Raw genomic sequence first — 17,498 nt, 5'->3', positions numbered from 1 at the left:
TAGTCGTTTCTCATACTGCTATGCAATAATCCGCTCACCTTTGTCACTCATTTCCCGCTTTCGTTGTTACCTGAACCTGAGCACCGAAATCAATTCATCATTCTTTTGTCAGAAGTATTCACTCCCGCCGACCCTTACGCCCTCGAAAAAGAGCTGCGCCACACCCAGGCCCTCATGCAGCTGGAGCAGAAGGAAGACCTGGAACAATTCAAGATTAAGAACGCCAAGGCCAGCATTGCCGAGCGCCAGCAGCGCGGCCTGACCTGGTACCCGGTTAGCATCACCAAAGAAGACATCGGCTTTGGCGGCAAGGTGGTGCTGGAGCTGGAGCGCCCCGCCGGGCAGCAGAGCCTGCACCTGTTTCAGGTAGGTAAAAATGCGTCGCTGTTTGGCAACATTCCCGGCCGCTCGGCCACCGACCGGCCCACGCTCAGCGGCGTGATTACCAGCGTGCGGCGCAACAAGCTGCTGCTGGCCACCACCAAAGAGGACCTGCCCGACTGGGTGACCGAAGGCGGCAAACTCGGCATCGACCTCACCTTCGACGAGGTGAGCTACCGGGAGATGGACTACGCCCTGGGCAAGGTGATGGGCGCCTATGGCGACCGCCTGGCTGAGTTGCGCGACATGCTGCTCGGCGCCCGGGAAGCCCGCTTCCGGGAAGAAAAAGCGTCGGACCTGTTTTACCCCAGCCCCCTCAATGAGTCGCAGTTGGCTGCCGTGCGCCACGTGATGGCGGCGCAGGACGTGGCCATTATCCACGGCCCGCCCGGCACTGGCAAAACGACCACGCTGGTGCAAGCTATTCTGGAAACCATCCGGCGCGAGCGGCGGGTGCTGGTGTGCGCGCCCAGCAACACGGCCGTGGATCTGCTCACCGAAAAGCTGGCCGAGCGCGGGGTCAACGTCATCCGCATGGGTAACCCCAGCCGGGTGTCGGACTTGCTGCTCGAGCACACGCTTGACGCCCAGGTGATGGCCCACAAGAGCTATAATGAGCTGCGCTCGATGCGCCAGACCGCGGAGCAGTACCGCGAAATGGCCGGCAAATACGTGCGTAACTTCGGCTACGAGGAACAGCAGCAGCGCAAGCTGCTGAAGGAAGAGGCCCGCGAGCTGCACCAGCAGGCCGACGCCTTGGAACGCTACATCACCGAGGACTTACTGGAGCAGGTTCAAGTGATTACGTGTACGCTGGTGGGCGCGGCTAACCGCAACATCCGCCACCTCACCTACGAAACGGTGTTCATCGACGAAGCCGCCCAGGCCCTGGAGCCGGGCTGCTGGATTCCGATTGCCAAGGCCAACCGCGTGGTGCTGGCCGGTGACCACCACCAGCTGCCGCCCACCGTGAAGAGCGAAAAAGCCGCCCGCGAGGGCCTGCGCGAAACGCTGTTTGAGAAGTGCATCAAGCGCCAGCCGGCCACCGCCCGCATGCTCATGGTGCAGTATCGCATGCACGAGCAAATTATGGCGTTCAGCTCCGAGCAGTTCTACGAGGGAAAGCTGGAAGCGCATGCCACCGTGCGCCACGCCGACCTGGCCGCCTACGACCTGCGCTTCGCCCCCGACCTGCCGGTGGAATTTCTCGACACGGCCGGCTTTGGCTTCCAGGAAATCACCATTCCCGAAAGCCGCTCCACTGCTAACCCCGAAGAAGCCGACCTGCTCCTCAAGCGCCTGGCCCAACTGCTGGAGCCCTACGATCAGGCCGACCACGAGGAAGACCTGCTCACCATCGGGGTTATTGCTCCCTACCGCGCCCAGCTCAACTATCTGAAGGATGCCATCGAGGAAAACGACGAGCTCAATGGCCTGCTGGCGCACCGCATGCTGAGCGTGGGCACCGTCGATGCGTTCCAGGGCCAGGAGCGCGACATCATTGCCATCAGCCTCACCCGCAGCAACAACCACGGCGAGATTGGGTTTCTATCCGACATCCGCCGGATGAACGTGGGCATGACCCGCGCCCGCCGCAAGCTACTGTTGGTGGGCGACTCCTCGACGTTGAGTGCCAACCCGTTTTTCAAGGCGCTGCTCGAATACGTGGAGCGCATTGGCGGCTACCGCACCGCCTGGGAGTTACAATAAAATAACGAGTGCCGGCGCGCCCGGCCCGGCAGGTACCCTCTTAAGGCAGTTTCCTCGTCAGGGTACCCGCCGTCAGGCTCCCCCTGCTGGGGCTTCGCGCCTCCCGCGAACCGGGGGCGAACCCTACCGGGTTCGTTGGCTTGGCAGACGACGAGCGGGGTGCTACCCAGCAACGAAAATAGCTTATGCCGGGAGCAGAAGAGAAAGCGGCTGACAGTCAAGCGTAAGGCGAATCCAAGCGCTGAAAATACGGTAGGGCTCGAACCGGCACTACCACGGCTCCTGCTGCTACCCGACGAAGAACCCGACGGCTCCTCGCCCTTTCTCCCGGTTTTGCGTACCTATCTTGCCTGAAATTTAGTCTTACCACCCCTTTCCGTAGCCGGCTCCCACCGACGTAATTATCCCTATGGCCACAATCAGCGACAACAAAGTCGTCACCATCACCTATGACCTCAGCGTGACCGACGAAAACCAGGAAAAAGTACTGGTCGAATCTGCCGAACCTGATTCGCCGATGGTGTTTCTATTCGGCCACAGCGGCTTGCCCGAAGAGTTTGAAGCCCAACTCAACGGCAAGAATCCCGGCGACACCTTTCAGTTCAGCCTCACCCCCGAGCAGGCCTACGGCGACTACGACGAGCAAGCCCTGGTCGAAATTCCCAAAGAAGTGTTTCTCATCGACGGCAAGCTCGACGACGAGATGCTGCAGATCGGCAACTTCCTGCCCATGGCCGATAACGAAGGCAACCATATGCAAGCCAAGGTGGTTAGCATCGGCGAGACGGCCGTGCAAATGGACTTCAACCACCCCTTGGCCGGCATGGTGATGCACTTCGTTGGCCAGGTGCAGGACGTACGCGAGGCCACGGCCGAGGAGCTTGACCACGGCCACGTGCACGGCGACGGTGGCCACCAGCATTAAGTAAGGTATCACGAAGTCGGTTAGCTGGGCTAAGGGATGATGACGCGCGGGCTTGACTCGAGGGCAGGCAGCGCGCCGCGGACACGCGCCAACGCCCCTGCCTACCAACCGACCTTTCTACCCTTAAGGAGAGCTGCGATTAGCTGGCTTGTCCGTCATTGCTTCGCGCCGCTTGCAGTGACGGACAAGCCGCGCCTCTTCATCCTCCTGATTCCTTAATTGCCAGCCCTCCCCAGCTGCGCTTCGGCGTGGGCCTGCAGCTGGGGAAAGAACTCCCAAAAGTCGCCCTCGTAGGCAGTATAATTAGCTTGCAGCTCCTCTACGGCGGTTTCCATGCCCGAGCCCGGCGACGCCCGGCGGCTCAAGCCTTGTAGTGCCCGCGCAATGCCGGCCGGCGCGGCGTAGCCCAGCAGCCAGTTGTGCTGCGCCATGTAGGGCAGGAATTGCTGCACCCGCGGCGGCATTTCGGCTTGGCGAGCGGTGAGCACAGTATAGACCCGCTGGGCAAAATCAGCCAGGGTTTCCGCCGAAAATTTCCCAAAGTGCCCGGCCAGGAAATGGTCGAAAAACATATCCGAGATCACCCCGGCGTACTTGCCGTAGCCGGCCGCGCGCAGGCGTTGGGTGGCGCGGCGCACCACGGGATGCTGGTCGGTAAACGTGTCGATGGCCCGGTGCAGGCGAATGCCGACCTGCACGGCCGGCGGGTAGTTCTCGAGCTGCCGGCCCGGCACTGAATCCGCAATAAAATTGCCGATCAGCACGTCGGAGTACGCCGCGGAGCCGGGCTGGCCGGAGAGGAACAAGTGAGCCAGGAAGTTCATGAGTGCTACAACCGGTAAGTCGTCAGTAAATCACGGCCGAAAGAAACAAGTACTGACGAGGGCCGTAAACCAAGCTCTTCCTCTAACTCTTACTAAACACCTATTCCCATGGCCGATCAAGTTGCCGTAAGCCACGACGTAACAAAGCTCGTCGAAAAAATCAAGGACGTCAAAATTGCCATGATGACCACCATCGAGAATGGCCAGGAGCTGCACTCGCGCCCCATGTATACCACTTTGCCCGAGGCCGACGGCACGCTCTGGTTCTTCACGGAGCAGGACTCGCAGAAGGTAAGCGAGGTTCAGCAAGACCGCCACGTTAGCCTGGGCTACGCCAGCCCCGGCGACAACCTGTACGTGGCCATTACGGGCACTGCCCACGTCGTTACCGACCGTGCTAAAATCAAAGAGCTGTGGAGTGAGGCCCTGCGGGGCTGGTTTCCCAAAGGTTCTGACGACCCCAACATTGCTCTGCTCCGGGTCACGATTAACAAGGGAGAGTTCTGGGATACCCCCAACTCCACACTGCTGCGGGCCTACGCCTACGTAAAGGCCGTGGCAACGGGTGAGCGCGACCAGCCCAGCCCCGAACGGCAGTCGGTTGTTATTCCGCAATAGTCTAATCTACTGGTTGTTATAGCAGTTTCTGAGCGAGTGCGCGTGCCCCAGACGTGAGGACCTCACGTGACCCCTACGGGGCGAGCCCCTCTCCCCAGGAGAGGGGAGCCAGACGTCGTGTACACGGACGAGGAAACGGCTCTAATCTACTAGGAGAAGGGAGCTTAATGGCAGGGATACTGATCTGAGAAAGGCCGGAAGCAATTCTGGTCTTTTTTTGTTGCTAGCAACCCGCCAACTAACCAAGTGCCGGCTGCTCAGCCTTCCGAATGCCACATACTACCCTTACCGTTTTTACCCTCAAGCCCGGCCACCGGCGCTGGGGCCTGGCCCAGATGGGCACTTCGCCCGCCACGCTGCAGCGGGTGCCGGGGCTGACGTTTTTCAAGCTACTGGGCAGCGGGGCCCGCAATGGGTTCGGACTATGGCCAAATCTGGAGCGCTACGCCTTCCTGGGCGTTTGGGAAGAGGCCGCCGCGGCTGAGGCTTTTTTCGGGCAACACCCGTTATGGGCCGGCTATCGGCAACGGAGTGCGGAGCTGTGGTCGGTGCAGCTGGCCCCGCTAAAATCGCAGGGCTTATGGGACGGCAAAACGCCCTTCGACTACGCCCCGCCCCTCCTACCGGCCGGCCCGGCACCGGTGGCCGTGCTGACCCGCGCCAGTATTCGCCTGCGGAAAACCCGGCGCTTCTGGCAGTTTGTGGAGCCCACCAGCGCCGCGCTCGCCCAGGCAGTGGGCGTGCGGGCGGCCATTGGCTTGGGCGAGCTGCCGGTGGTGCGCCAGGCCACGTTCAGCGTGTGGGAGTCGGCGCAGGCCATGCAACAGTACGCATACCGCGACGCTCGGCACCGTGAAGTCATTCAGCTGACGCGCCGCGAAAACTGGTACGCCGAAGAGCTGTTCGCCCGATTCCAGGTGCTGAGCAGCGAAGGTACACTCGACGGCCAGGACCCGCTGGCAAGCTGAGAGCCGTACTTGATTGTTAGCCTTTGATAGATTCGTCAAAGGCGTTAAGTTTTCGCAAATCTCTCAATAATCATAACAAGACTATCAGATACTTTCATTTGCCACTATAGCCCTAAAATGAAAGCAGTGTATTTATAGCATTACCAGCTTATATCACCATCAGATAATCTTCTCTCTAATGTCCAGTCTAGCTCCTTCATCACCTTTCCAATAGGCTCTAACTCAATTCCATCAAAAATTGCCTGGTACTCTGACCCGTTGAGCAAGTGCCTGTCTGATAAATTAGACTCATAAGATTGTGCTTTCCCTCTCAAATCGACTCTAGTGAAAGCCTCCCGGTTCAGGGTTTCGTAGTAAGAAAAACCACCATGATGCAAAACCCATACAATTTTTTCTATTGGAAATTTTATATGCGTTCCCAATAACTGTATCACGGATTTTGCTACACCAATAAAATCGCGCGTGATGTCTAGACCCGGTGGGTTGCTCCTGAGTTCAGATAGAACGGCTAGTGCTTTAGAAGTATCCGACCAAATATAGAGGCGCACTAAACAATGCGCTTCGCCACCGTCTTTGTGGAGCCAATGAAGAATAGTCTTGATTTGCTTGACGTTGCCATGATTGACTTCAATCAGTTTGGGTCGGTTATTTTGCATGTGATTCACCGGTGCTCTTAAGGAAATAACATCGCCTAGTTTTGTCGCGATCTCAATAGCATTAGTTCCTTGACAATCACTACAGGGATAGAATCTCCAATTCCATTAATATCAAAGATATATAATCAAATTAATACCTAATCTTCCCTAGCTGATAGCTGGAGCACCGCCGAATTTAATCAAGCCGAGAAGGAAGTAAGCAGATAAGTTGGCTAAATTATTAGCTAGCAGAGTTTGAATAACAGCTATCTTATTCCTATAAAGCGAGTTAGACAATACCCGGTCTGTTCACCCTACCTTTCCAGGAACGGTTTGAGTTAGCTGGAAGCCAAGCCTGCTCCCGGCTCATCATGGGCCGAGGTGTAGGGACAGTTACCGAAGCACGACGCAAATAATGAGCGACACTGGCTGGCATTATCATCCCATTTTTATGCCACGACAACCGTTCCGTCAAGCACTTAGTCATGCAGGTTGTAGCGCTTCAACCAGGCTGCGGAGTTGCTGGTTAATTCCGGCTGACGGTCGGGCTGGCTAGTTACTTGCCCCGCCTTACTAGGGCGCTGGTTATCCGGGTTTTGGTACCAGGTGACGTCCGCCACGCTGGCGGCCGAGGTGGCCCGGTTAAGCACCAGGTCGTGGCCGGCGCCGTCGTACAGGCCCACGCTGATGCCAGTGTTCAGGGGTGGCAGCAGCTCGAAAATGTCGTTTCCCGCCAAGCCGTACAGATTTATTCGGGTAGTTGTTTTCCGGTCGTATACCCGCTCGGCTAGCAGGCTATCTGCCTGGGCCGGCCGGCAAGCCAGGATTTTCACCCGCACCTGGCCCGGCCCGGACCCGCTCACGACGAATCGCTCAGCTTGGTCGGTGCCCACGAGCCGGGCTTCCTTGGCCAGGATTTCGTAGTACTGCTGGGCTACGCCGGGCAGCTGCTCCCGCCGGGCCCGCAGCAAAGGGCCGAACCGGGCCCCTACCGCAGCCCGGGTTTCGGCGGGCCCGGCCGTCAGGGCATGGGCAATGACGGCGTCGGTCAGCCGGCGGCGCAACGAATCAGCCTCCTGCCGATAATCGTCGGCGGTTAGCGTACTCAATAAGGTGCGGTCGAGTGCCCGGGCGGTGGTGGTGAGGCCATATACGGTGCCGGGTCGAATGGTAGCGTGAAAGCTGTGGTATTTGGGCACGAACCACGCCACCAGGCGAGTGATGAGCCCGTCGTCAAACAGGAAAAAAGCCTGGTCCCGGTCGCGTGGAATAGGTTGGTAGCTCACCCCACCCGCCTGCGGAAAGCTGGCCCAGCGCCACTGGTCCTCGCGCCGGCTCCAGTCGCCCAGCCACATGTCGAGCAGCCGGGCGCGTAAGTAAGCCCGGGCCACCACCCGGGCGCGGGAGCGCTGGCTGATATCCCTGAGCATGCGGGCGGTGTTCACCACGGCGGGCGAATGCCCGAAGCAGGCGGCAGCCCGCTGGTCGCCTTCGGCGCGTTCTTCCAGCAGGTACAGCGCATTGGCGAACCTCGCCCGAAACGGCCCCAGGCCAGGGTCGTCGGGCATATACACCAGCCGCGGGTTGGTGTGGTACACCCCCGCCGCGGCGGCCAGCTCGGCGGCCACGTAGGCACCATAAGGCTGAGTTGCGCTGGTTTGGTCCTTCATCAGGCGGCCCAGCACCCGGCGGGTTAGCCCGGCCGGCAAGGCCAGGCTGGCGTCCTTATCAACGGAGCGCAGCACAAACTCACGGCCCGTGGGGGACCGCAGGCGCAGGGTGCGGCTCTGGTAGCTACCACCGGCTTGCAGCGGCGTGAGCCCACCCGGTACGGCCGTGGCCAGGCGTAGCACGGGGGCGGTAATCGGCGTAGCCCACAGCGCGCGATAATGCGTTCCCCAGAAAAACCGCCACCCTGCCCCCCGGGCGTAGTGGGGCCCCGCCGCCAGTTGCACCGTGGTCGAGTCGGCAGCCCAGCGCGGCGCGGGGGGGCCACTCCGCCCGGACTCGCTGCAGGCGGCTAATAGCACGACCCCCGCGCACCATACGCGGCGAAAGAAGAAGCCGGATAAAGCAGCTGGCCCAGGCATGAATGGCAGATTATACTGGGGGTAAAGCTCTAAGTGGCCGTAAGCGGGCACTCCGGACTTGGTATACCGCAAATGCGGGAGCAACGTTCGGTTTGAGAATGGGCAAAGTCCACCTTTACCCTGAGCTTACGTTAAAGGCTCAACTGCGGCCCGTATTTTCCTGAATGCCCATTCTCTCTGCTCTCTTGCCTGCATTTCCTCGGCGCCTGTTGCTACTGGCCGGACTAGCCACCAGTGGCTGTGCGCGTCCGCACTACTTCCAGGCCGATGCCCGGATTGGCCCCGGCAGTACCGCGGCCCTGCCGGCCACCACCGATACGGTTCGCGTCGCAGCTGGTCGCCACTATAACCAACACTCGGGGTTCTACTGCTTCTTCATGGGCCGCCACTACCGTCGGGTGTGGGCCGCCCCGGCCACGGTGCCGGTCTTGCGCCTGGCCACGGCCGCGCCCGGCGGCCTGGAGCCCGGCCGGCCCGGGGGCGGCTACCAAAGCATCAGTATGACCCTGACAGGAGCGCAAGGGCGCGAGTACGCCCTGCGAGCCCTCGACAAGGACCCCCGCCGCACCGTGCCCAAGGTGCTGCGCGCTACGTTTCTGCTGAATGCGGTGCGCGATGCCACTTCGGCCGGCATGCCCTATGGCGCCCTCACGGTGCCGCCGCTGGCCCAGGCAGCTGGGGTACCTCACTCCCGCCCGCGCCTGGTGTACGTGCGGGACGATGAAACCGGCCTGGGAGCAATGTCGGAGCGTTTTCGGGGCAAAGTTGCGCTGCTGGAAGAAAAATACGCGGTGCTGGCGTCCCGCACCCCCGACCTGGCCGGGGCTACCGGGTTTGTGGACAGCGAAGGCATGTTGCAAAATGTGTACGCCCACCCTTGTTACGCCCTCGATCAGCTTGCCTTCTTGCGCGCGCGCCTGCTCGATGTGTGGCTCGGCGACTGGGACCGGCACGAGGGACAGTGGCAGTGGGCCGCATTTCCCGAAGCGGCGGGCCGGGTACAGTACCGACCTATTCCGAAAGACCGTGATCAGGTTTATTTTAAGCTTGATGATGGGCTGGTGCCTTGGCTGCTGACCCGGCTAGCCCCGCAGTTCCAGACGTTTAAAGCGCACTATGGCAACGTAGCCGGGCTGGTAAAGCAAGCTCGATTCATCGACCACCGCGGCCTCTCGCAGCTCACCCGGGCCGATTTTCAGCGCCTGGCCGCCGACTTGCAGCGCCGCCTGCCCGACTCCCTCATCGACCAGGCCCTGCGCCGCCTGCCGCCCGCCGTGTTTGCCCTGGAAGGGCCCCACCTGGCCGCGGCGCTCAAAGCCCGCCGCGAAGCCTTGCCCCAGGCCGCCGATGCCTTCTACTTAACCCTGGCCCACTCGCCCGTGCTGGGCGGCACGGCCGAGCCCGAGCGCTTTGTAGTGCACCGCTACCCCGACTCTACCACCGTGCAGGTATTTTCGGCTACGCTGGCTCACCTCCGTCCCGGTGGCGATTCCCTGCGGTTTCGCCGCACTTACCTTACCCCCGAAACGCGTCGCCTGACCCTGGAAGGCCTGGGCGGCGATGACGTGTTTGAAGTAATCACCACCGGGGCGGGCCGGCCCATTCGCCTGCGCCTGTTCGGCGGACCGGGCCACGACCAGCTGCGCCTGCAAGGCTCTCCCCAACGCTTGGCCCTCTTCGACGATGCTGCGGACATGCGGGCCGACGCGGGCCCCCGGCCGCAGCTACCACCGAAAAGGCACCGTGCTTACGACCGCCTCAACGACGACTGAGCCTGGTTTGATACCGGTTTGATAACTACTCCCACTCTTTTTTAGCCCGCACCTGCTGAGAGCCCGACCTCCTGTTTCACCCTGTTTTAATGCCCTTGCGACTATCGATCTGTTTTCAACTTCTGGCGGTTCTGGCCGGCGGGCTGCTGGGAACTGGCTGCGTCCGAAAAAACTTTTTCCAGCCTGATGCCCGGCCCGAGGCGGACCTTGCCTACCGGTTGCCCGCTACGGCCGATAGCGTGCGCGGCGCCACCGCCGGCCGCCAATACGCCCGGCCCAGCCGCCTGTACCAGGTCCTGGTGGGCCGGCATCACCGCCGCAGCTGGGCCGCCCCGGTTACCGTTGCCGTGCTCAGCCTGGCCCAGGCCCGGCGCGGTGGCCTGCAGCCCGGCAAAGTAGGCGGCGGCTTCAACAGTACGAGCCTGGCTTTGGCGGCGGCCGATGGCCAGACCTACGTGCTACGCACGGTCGACAAGGACCCCATCCGGGCCACCCCCAAGCTGTTGCGGGGCACTTTCCTGGTGAATGCCCTGCGCGATAACGTCTCGGCCACTTACCCGTACGGGGCCCTGGTAGTGCCCCCGCTGTCGCGGGCCGTCAGCGTGCCCAGCGCCGCACCCCGCTTGGTCTATGTGCGAGCCGACGACCCGGATTTTCAAGGGGACTCGCTACGCTTGTTCCGCGGCCAACTGGCGTACCTGGAAGAAAAATTCGCTCTTTCGCCCACTCAGCCGGCCCTGGACGATGCCCGTACTGTGAAAAGCAGCGAAGCGTTTGCGGCCGTGTTCGCTCATCCCAGCCAGCGCATCGACCAAGCGGCGCTGCTCCGGGCCCGGCTGCTCGACGGCTGGCTGGGCGACTGGGACCGCCACGCCGGCCAATGGAGCTGGGCCCTAACCGAATCGTCCCAAACCGGCCTGACCACCTTCGCTCCCTTGCCTAAAGACCGGGACATGGTTTTCTACCGCCTCGACGATGGCCTGCTCGGCTGGCTGCTGGGGCACGTGATACAACGGCACTGGGTCACGTTTGGCCCGAGCTACCGCAATGTGCCGGGCCTGGTATCGTCCGGCCGCTACCTGGATACCCGGGGCCTGAACCAGCTCACGCGAATCCAGTTCGGGGCCGCCGCCCGGGCAATGCAGCGGCAGCTGCCCGATACGCTCATCGACCGGGCGGTTCGTCGCTTGCCGCCCGCCGCCTTTGCCTTGGAGGGGCCGCGCCTCATTAACGCGCTCAAAGCCCGCCGCGACGCCCTACCGAGACTGGCCACGGCCATGTATGAACAACTGGCTCGCCGGCCCGTGGTGGGCGGTACGGCCGAGGCTGAACGGTTTGAGGTGCACCGCTATGCCGACTCCACCGTGGTGGCCGTTTATGCGGCCCAGGGCACCACCCGCACCTACCGCCGCTGCTTCCTCCCGACGGAAACCCAGCGGATTCAGTTGGAGGGCCTGGGCGGCGACGACGTATTTGTAATCGAGAATCACGCCCCTAAAAAGGTAAGCCGCCCCCAGCTCCGGCTCTACGGTGGGCCCGGCACCGACGAGCTGCGCGCCCAGACGACTACCAAAGGCATCCATTTTTCACAAGGCAGTCTACCCACCAAGCACGCTTACAACTGCCCGCCCAAGGAATAGAGGGAGCCCCACCCTGGCGCACGGTCAGGCCTAGCCCCTAAGCCTGCTCCAACGTTTTCAGCACCAACCGCTCGATGGGCGAAAGCCGGTCATCCGGGTTCGGCTCGGCATCGTGTTTTCGCAAGTACTCGATCAGCCGGCCCGACTTAAACAGCTCCACCACTTGCGGATGAATGTAGTACTTCGAACACACCGTCGGGGTATTGCCCAAACCGGTGGCCACTTCCTTCACAGCCTTTTTTACCACTTTGTCCGGCGCCAGATCCGGCTCTTCGTCGAGCACGCGCTCCAGGCACTCCACCATCTTCACGGTGCCCCCCCAGGTGCGAAAGTCCTTGGCCGAAAGCGCCAGGCCCGTGTGTCGCTGTAAGTACTCGTTCACATCGCCCGACTCCAGCGGGTGCCGTTGCCCATCGGCCGAATAATACTGGAACAGGTGCTGGCCGGGGATTTCTTTGCACTTGCGTACCAGGCGGGCCAGCCGGGCATCGTGCAGCGTCACGTCGTGCGCCACCCCCTTTTTACCCACGAACGTAAAGTGGACCTCATCGCCCTTGATGGCCACGTGGCGGTCACGCAGCGTAGTCAGGCCGTAGCTCTTGTTTTTCTTGGCGTACTCCTTATTGCCCACCCGAATGAACGATTGATCCATCAGGGTCAGCACCAGCGCCACCACCTTGTCGTGGTCCAGGCCGGGGCGGCGCAGGTCTTTTTCCAACTGCTCACGCAGGCCCACCAACTGCTCGCCAAAGGTGCGCAGCCGCGAAAACTTGGTCAGGCTGCGCATCTCGTCCCAGGCCGGGTGGTAGCGGTACTGCTTGCGGCCCAGGCTGTCGCGCCCGGTCACTTGCAAGTGGGCGGTGGGCGAGGCAGCAATCCACACGTCCGTCCAGGCAGGCGGAATCACGAAGCTGGCGATGCGCTCCAGGATGTGGGGGTCGGTGATTTTGTGGCCTTGCGCGTCGTGGTAAGTGAAGTTTCCCGCCCGGGTGGTCTTGCGCGTAATGCCCGGCCCCTGGTCGGTGGCGTAGCGCAGGCCGGCCATCTGGGCCTGACGGGCAGGGTCTTTGTACACGATATGCGCTTCATCTTGCGGAAGAAGGGCCTTTTTGCGGGTTTTGGGACGGGGCGCGGCGGCAGTAGTCATCAAGGGTACGAATAGTTGGGTCTTCTTACGCAGGATTCCCCGGTTGGGGTGAGCCCTGAGCCCAGCAGGCCCCCTTCGCCTGGCACGGGAAAACGATCCTACCGCGGGCCGGCCCAACATCAAACTCAGAGCCTATCCGGAAAATAAGCGAACGTCCTGCTCTATCTAGCGTCCGCTGGTCGCAGCCTCTCTACCACGAGAGTAAATCCAATCGAATGCAGTACTGCTGCAGTCAAGATACTTCGACTCCGCAGACGCCAGATAGAGTAGGACCGTTTTTATTTAGGCAAACAGCCTCTTAAATGCAGGCTCAGCTGTGGTAAGGGCCGCTGTTGGACGAGGGGCGGTACATATTTCGGGGGACGCAGCCATTATTTGCCGCCAGCCGTAGGTTTGCCCCATGAAGCTGCTCAAGGCCCTCTCTTATCTCACTGAATGGACCGACCACCTGGTCACCCGCTTCTGGGCGCAAAACGGCCGGCTGCGGCCGCTGCAGCTCGACGCCTACCGCAGCTACGGCACCGCCGCAATATTTTACATCAAGGGCCGCCTGCTGGCTGCCCCCGGCCTGGTACCCCAAACCGCGGCCGACTCGCGTTGGCGCAATTTCCGCAGCATGGTGCGCCGCTTTAACAGCCGCGAAGTAGGCGGGGCCGACCTTGTGGCCGAGCTGCCCGACGGCAGCCCACACCTGGTCACGACCGACGACGAGGGCTACTTCACACTCATCATCAAGCCCCAGGCCCTGCCCGCGCCGCTGGCCCACCTCTGGTATCCGGTGCCGTTGCGCGTATCGCGGCTGCCAACGCATTTTCGGGGGCCCTTACCAGCCATTCAGGCCACGGCTAAAGTGCTGGTGCCGCCGCCCAGCGCCGAGTTCGGGGTCATCAGCGACCTCGACGACACCGTCTTCGAAACCAGCGCGACCAACGTGCTGAAAATGCTGGCGCGTACCCTCTTCAGCAACGCGCATTCCCGGCTGCCCTTCGTGGGCGTGGCCGACTTCTACCGCCGCCTGCAACGCGGCCGGACCGGCCAGCCCGACAACCCCTTCTTCTACGTCAGCAGCAGCCCGTGGAATTTATACGACGTGCTCGAGGAGTTTCTCGCCATTCATAAAATCCCCCCCGGCCCGCTGCTGCTGCGCGATTTGAGCGTGATCCGCCCCAAAACCACGCCCCCGCCCGGCGTTACGGGCTCGGCCGCCATCCATTTCGCCCACAAGCTGCACGAAATCGACGACCTGCTCACCACCTACCCGCACCTGCCCTTCGTGCTGCTCGGCGACAGCGGCCAGGAAGACGCCCGTATCTACCGCGAAGTAGTACGCCGCCACCCCGGCCGCATCCGCGTCATCTACATCCGCGACGTCCAGGTGCCGGCCCGCGCCGCCCTCGTCGGGCCGATAATCGAGGAGCTGAGCAGCGAGCAGGTGCCCATGCTGCTGGTACCTGATTACGCCACGGCAGCGGCCCACGCGGCGGAACTGGGCCTGATTTCCAACGCCTGGGAAGGAAGTAATGAGTGAAGTACTAGGGCCCAGCAGTGCCGGGCCCGCTCGGCCTAGGGCTGGAGCAGCAGGAGCTTGTGTTTGCTGGTTTGCGTGCCCGTGGTCAGGTGTAGGAAGTACAGGCCCCGGGCCTGCTGCCCGAAGTCGAGCGCCTGGGTGTGCGCGCCGGCCGCCTGGTTGCGGTAGTCAGCCGCCTGCACGGCCCGGCCCAGGGCGTCGTACAAGATCCAGCCGACGGGCTGCACCTGGGTCAGTGTGTAACGGAGCGTGGCGTGCCCATCGCGCACCGGGTTGGGAAACACGTCTACCACCGGGTCCTTTTTCACCTGCGCCGGGCCGGTGGCCAAGGCGATGGGCTGGCCTTGGGTACCGAGGCAGACCGAAAATTCGGCCAGGTGCCATTGGTAATGCTCATCGTGGGGCGGCGCGAGCAAGCGCACATAGCGGTAAGGTGTGGTGCCCGTAATGGCCACGTAATTTGTCCCGGCCGTGGCCTGGTCGATGGTGTATAAGTCCACGTAGCCGGCCGTGGCGCTCTGGTTCGACCCCTGGATCTTACTGCCGATAATGCCGTACGCTTCCCGGTCTTGCTGCGGCGGGGTCACGCCAATGACGCCGATTTGCTGGGCAATGCCCAAGTCAAACCCCACGGCGTTCACGTTGAGTTGGTGAATAAAGGTTGACGGGTCGCCGTCGAACACCTCCGCGGGGCCGAAGGGCGTGCCCGGTACGGCGCACGTCGAGGCGCCCACGTAAAACTGCACGGTTTGCGATTTACTCGTGCCGCTCGTGTCGCGTGCGCGCGCTTCCACCGTGTGGTAGCCGGTGGGGATGTTGGTGAGCGTCAAGGCGTAGTTGGCGCCCGTGCCCTGACCAATTTTGCGGTTGTTTTCGTAGTACTCCACCGCGGCCACCGGCTGGGGGAAGTTGGCCGCTAGCGCCGTCAACGTCAGGGCCTCGGCGGGGCTGTACACGCCACCCTCCTGGGGTGAAAGCACGGTCAGCACTGGGCCCGTGGCCGGCTGCTCGGTGCAGGTGGGCACGCGCACGGCACTCCAGTCGTTGTTGGGCCACATTTGCTGGGCCCAATCGACGAGGCCGTTGATCAGCTGGCACGAAGCCCCGATCTTGGCGAAATACGACAATCCCTCGTAGAGCTGATCCGGTGCCCGCCGGCGCTCCGATCCATTCTGTCGGTAGTCGCCCAGGTGGTAGGACGACGGCGGCCAGGAAGATTCGTTGTTCTCGGAGTCGCGCACGTACTCGGCGGGGGTCCACCGGCGGCAGTGTTGCAGCACGGCGCCCAAATACGCATCGATGATCTGTTTGCGCAGGGCGGGAGAGGTATTCTTCCAGAGCACGTTGCGACTGGCATAGTTGTAAAAGGCCCCAAACGCCCAGATTCGTGGCGACCAGGCGAAATCGAACGGCGCATCCGTGCTGCCGGGGGTATGTTCGCCGGGTTTGAGCCCGTTGTTGGACGCTTGTACGCCGGCAATGGCGTGCACCAAGAAGCGCATCAGCTCCGATTCGTGGTTATAGCTCGCCAGGTCATTGAATTTGCCATAGGCGTATCCCCAGTCGTAGGGCTGAATGCCGGTAACACCTGGCCGTCGCCCCCCCAGCGAAAGCAGCAGTTGCAAATGATACCACATGTTCCCAATGGCTTCGCTGTTCTGCGCCGAGTGACCCACCATGTTTTGGCCCTCGCCACTGTCGATTCCCTGCATGAAGGGCGAGGCCCTGAAAGCGGTATAATGGCCCCCCGTGAGCCACATGCGGGGCTCGCCGCCCTCGTTGCCGTGCTTCTGCTGGCCCAGGCCTTCGAGGGCAAACTCCTGGTGCAGCTCCCACATCTTCACCAGCTTCCAGAGCTGCGCAGAGTAGATGGATTCAATCTCTTGCTTGGTGTTGTTGCCATTACGAGGAATCCATTCGGAGAACCTACCCACCGCATCCTGGAAGTTAGCTGACCCGGATTCGAAGCCGAACCGGTCAATTTTGTATTCCGGGCCTCTCGTGGCCAGGTTGTTCCGCAGGTTATTGTAGAGCCGGTCCACCTCCGAAAAGTCCCCGCCGCCCTGGTCGAGCGGGTGCACGGTCGGCAGCCAGTGCTTCCAGTCGGGCAGCATCATGCCGATGGGGATTTCGCGCGGATTAAACTTGCCGGTAAAGTCAAAGCCGGCCGCCGTGATCCCATTCGGAAACAAGTAAGGTAAGCCCTCCTCGTCGTTGTCGAGCACGGCGTCAATGCCGGCCCCCGCGGCCCATTCGTCGACGGGCTTCGACTCTAGTCCCGGGCCCGGCTGGTAAGGCGGATTCCAGGGCCGGCCGGGCTGTTTCATGTTCAGGGAGCGAACGTAGCTGGCGATTTTCTCGCCCTGGTCCTGGCTCAGGCCGTGAAACTTGACCCGCTCAATGATGCTCTTGTTGGAGTAGGAGAAGTACTTCAGGTCGCGGGCGTTCTTAGCGTGGCAGTCCTCGCATTTGGCATTGAGCACGTGGTTGTTGGCCAGGTAGCTGCTGCGTAAGCTGGCCGTTTCCCACAGGGTTTTACCGGCCGCAATGGCGGCGGCATTGTTTTGTGGGGCTACCCAGGTGGCGGGATTATCCTCCACGAAGGCGGTGGCGGGCACCAGCTTGCGTCCTCCTTCATCCACGAAGTTGAGCTTGAGGACGCGGTAGCCAATCGAAACCCCATCGGAGCTGTTGAAGCGGAAGGCCACCGTGTTATTGCCATTGCGCACGGCCCCCGCCGCGACGGGTAGGGTGAGCTTAATCGTGCCGAAAAAGGCGCGAGCCCCGCCGATGCCGCCGAGGTTACGCTCGCGCTCGGTAAAGCGCACGGTGCTGTTATTCAAGTTCACCCACGGACCGTCGTTTATTCGGACGCTGGCCTTATTGGCATAGGACAAATTGTTGACTTGCAGCCACAGCCCGCTGGCCAAGCTGCCGGTGGGCACGTTGACCGTCACGGTTTCCACGGTGCCTTCCGCGCCGAGCACCTCAATGGGCAGCGTGACGGTTTGCGCAGATCCGACGTGACTAATCAGCCACAACAAGGCACTGGTTAATAGGAATCTAGCCCTCTGTGTACCGACTCTCCAGTTCTCAAGTTGATAATATTCGCTTTTCATAGTTGCGGTATGCAGTAGGATTGAACAATGAATGAAATCGATTTGATAATGCGTGATCGCTATTACACGCTATATATCAGTTATTTACAGTAAATACCAAGCAACGTTGAAAAATCCGACTGTGTTTGTGTTGTTCCAATA

The 17,498-nt window shown here is 61.6% G+C and carries 12 protein-coding genes; 7 read left to right on the top strand and 5 right to left on the bottom strand.

The annotated features are described in order from the left end of the window. The first annotated feature begins 105 nt into the window (after positions 1-105). Together IC235_RS13985 and IC235_RS13980 are read left to right on the top strand one after the other, a co-directional pair. Positions 106-2,091 carry an AAA domain-containing protein gene (locus IC235_RS13985; protein WP_223847303.1) on the top strand — a complete coding sequence of 662 codons (1,986 nt, stop codon included), beginning with the start codon at positions 106-108 and terminating at the stop codon, positions 2,089-2,091. Between the two features lie 409 nt (positions 2,092-2,500). Further along, positions 2,501-3,016, top strand: a complete 516-nt coding sequence (locus IC235_RS13980) for an FKBP-type peptidyl-prolyl cis-trans isomerase (protein WP_191005804.1) — start codon at positions 2,501-2,503, stop codon at positions 3,014-3,016. 215 nt (positions 3,017-3,231) lie between these two features. Here the strand turns inward: IC235_RS13980 and IC235_RS13975 are convergent, their stop codons facing one another. Next, positions 3,232-3,840, bottom strand: a complete 609-nt coding sequence (locus tag IC235_RS13975; protein ID WP_191005803.1) for an acyl carrier protein phosphodiesterase — start codon at positions 3,838-3,840, stop codon at positions 3,232-3,234. A gap of 108 nt (positions 3,841-3,948) precedes the next feature. Between IC235_RS13975 and IC235_RS13970 the strand changes: the two genes are divergently transcribed. Both IC235_RS13970 and IC235_RS13965 read left to right on the top strand, forming a co-directional pair. Continuing rightward, positions 3,949-4,458 carry a pyridoxamine 5'-phosphate oxidase family protein gene (locus tag IC235_RS13970; RefSeq protein ID WP_191005802.1) on the top strand — a complete coding sequence of 170 codons (510 nt, stop codon included), beginning with the start codon at positions 3,949-3,951 and terminating at the stop codon, positions 4,456-4,458. A gap of 269 nt (positions 4,459-4,727) precedes the next feature. Further along, complete coding sequence (locus IC235_RS13965; protein ID WP_191005801.1) at positions 4,728-5,426, top strand: spheroidene monooxygenase; 699 nt, start codon at positions 4,728-4,730, stop codon at positions 5,424-5,426. Positions 5,427-5,566: 140 nt separating this feature from the next. Here the strand turns inward: IC235_RS13965 and IC235_RS13960 are convergent, their stop codons facing one another. Together IC235_RS13960 and IC235_RS13955 are read right to left on the bottom strand one after the other, a co-directional pair. After that, positions 5,567-6,091, bottom strand: a complete 525-nt coding sequence (locus IC235_RS13960; RefSeq protein WP_223847302.1) for a hypothetical protein — start codon at positions 6,089-6,091, stop codon at positions 5,567-5,569. Between the two features lie 449 nt (positions 6,092-6,540). After that, positions 6,541-8,151, bottom strand: a complete 1,611-nt coding sequence (locus tag IC235_RS13955; protein ID WP_191005799.1) for a hypothetical protein — start codon at positions 8,149-8,151, stop codon at positions 6,541-6,543. A gap of 185 nt (positions 8,152-8,336) precedes the next feature. Here IC235_RS13955 and IC235_RS13950 point away from each other — a divergent pair, with 185 nt between their 5' ends. Together IC235_RS13950 and IC235_RS13945 are read left to right on the top strand one after the other, a co-directional pair. Then, positions 8,337-9,923 carry a hypothetical protein gene (locus tag IC235_RS13950; protein ID WP_191005798.1) on the top strand — a complete coding sequence of 529 codons (1,587 nt, stop codon included), beginning with the start codon at positions 8,337-8,339 and terminating at the stop codon, positions 9,921-9,923. A gap of 89 nt (positions 9,924-10,012) precedes the next feature. Further along, complete coding sequence (locus IC235_RS13945; protein WP_191005797.1) at positions 10,013-11,563, top strand: hypothetical protein; 1,551 nt, start codon at positions 10,013-10,015, stop codon at positions 11,561-11,563. Positions 11,564-11,600: 37 nt separating this feature from the next. On the opposite strand, the gene IC235_RS13940 is transcribed toward IC235_RS13945, so the two are convergent. After that, positions 11,601-12,710, bottom strand: a complete 1,110-nt coding sequence (locus IC235_RS13940; RefSeq protein WP_191005857.1) for a DNA topoisomerase IB — start codon at positions 12,708-12,710, stop codon at positions 11,601-11,603. Between the two features lie 400 nt (positions 12,711-13,110). Here IC235_RS13940 and IC235_RS13935 point away from each other — a divergent pair, with 400 nt between their 5' ends. Then, positions 13,111-14,238 carry an App1 family protein gene (locus IC235_RS13935; protein WP_191005796.1) on the top strand — a complete coding sequence of 376 codons (1,128 nt, stop codon included), beginning with the start codon at positions 13,111-13,113 and terminating at the stop codon, positions 14,236-14,238. Between the two features lie 35 nt (positions 14,239-14,273). Here the strand turns inward: IC235_RS13935 and IC235_RS13930 are convergent, their stop codons facing one another. Beyond that, complete coding sequence (locus IC235_RS13930; RefSeq protein ID WP_191005795.1) at positions 14,274-17,282, bottom strand: T9SS type A sorting domain-containing protein; 3,009 nt, start codon at positions 17,280-17,282, stop codon at positions 14,274-14,276. Positions 17,283-17,498: the final 216 nt, after the last annotated feature.

Source organism: Hymenobacter montanus (genome assembly GCF_014699115.1).
Classification (GTDB): Bacteria; Bacteroidota; Bacteroidia; order Cytophagales; family Hymenobacteraceae; genus Hymenobacter; species Hymenobacter montanus.
This window is presented reverse-complemented; position numbering and strand designations above follow the sequence as displayed.

Coding starts and splice junctions, on each gene's coding strand:
- IC235_RS13965 (WP_191005801.1), top strand. CDS start 4,728: ATGCCACATACTACCCTTACCGTTTTTACCCTCAAGCCCGGCCACCGG.
- IC235_RS13980 (WP_191005804.1), top strand. CDS start 2,501: ATGGCCACAATCAGCGACAACAAAGTCGTCACCATCACCTATGACCTC.
- IC235_RS13940 (WP_191005857.1), bottom strand. CDS start 12,710: ATGACTACTGCCGCCGCGCCCCGTCCCAAAACCCGCAAAAAGGCCCTT.
- IC235_RS13970 (WP_191005802.1), top strand. CDS start 3,949: ATGGCCGATCAAGTTGCCGTAAGCCACGACGTAACAAAGCTCGTCGAA.
- IC235_RS13955 (WP_191005799.1), bottom strand. CDS start 8,151: ATGCCTGGGCCAGCTGCTTTATCCGGCTTCTTCTTTCGCCGCGTATGG.
- IC235_RS13945 (WP_191005797.1), top strand. CDS start 10,013: ATGCCCTTGCGACTATCGATCTGTTTTCAACTTCTGGCGGTTCTGGCC.
- IC235_RS13935 (WP_191005796.1), top strand. CDS start 13,111: ATGAAGCTGCTCAAGGCCCTCTCTTATCTCACTGAATGGACCGACCAC.
- IC235_RS13975 (WP_191005803.1), bottom strand. CDS start 3,840: ATGAACTTCCTGGCTCACTTGTTCCTCTCCGGCCAGCCCGGCTCCGCG.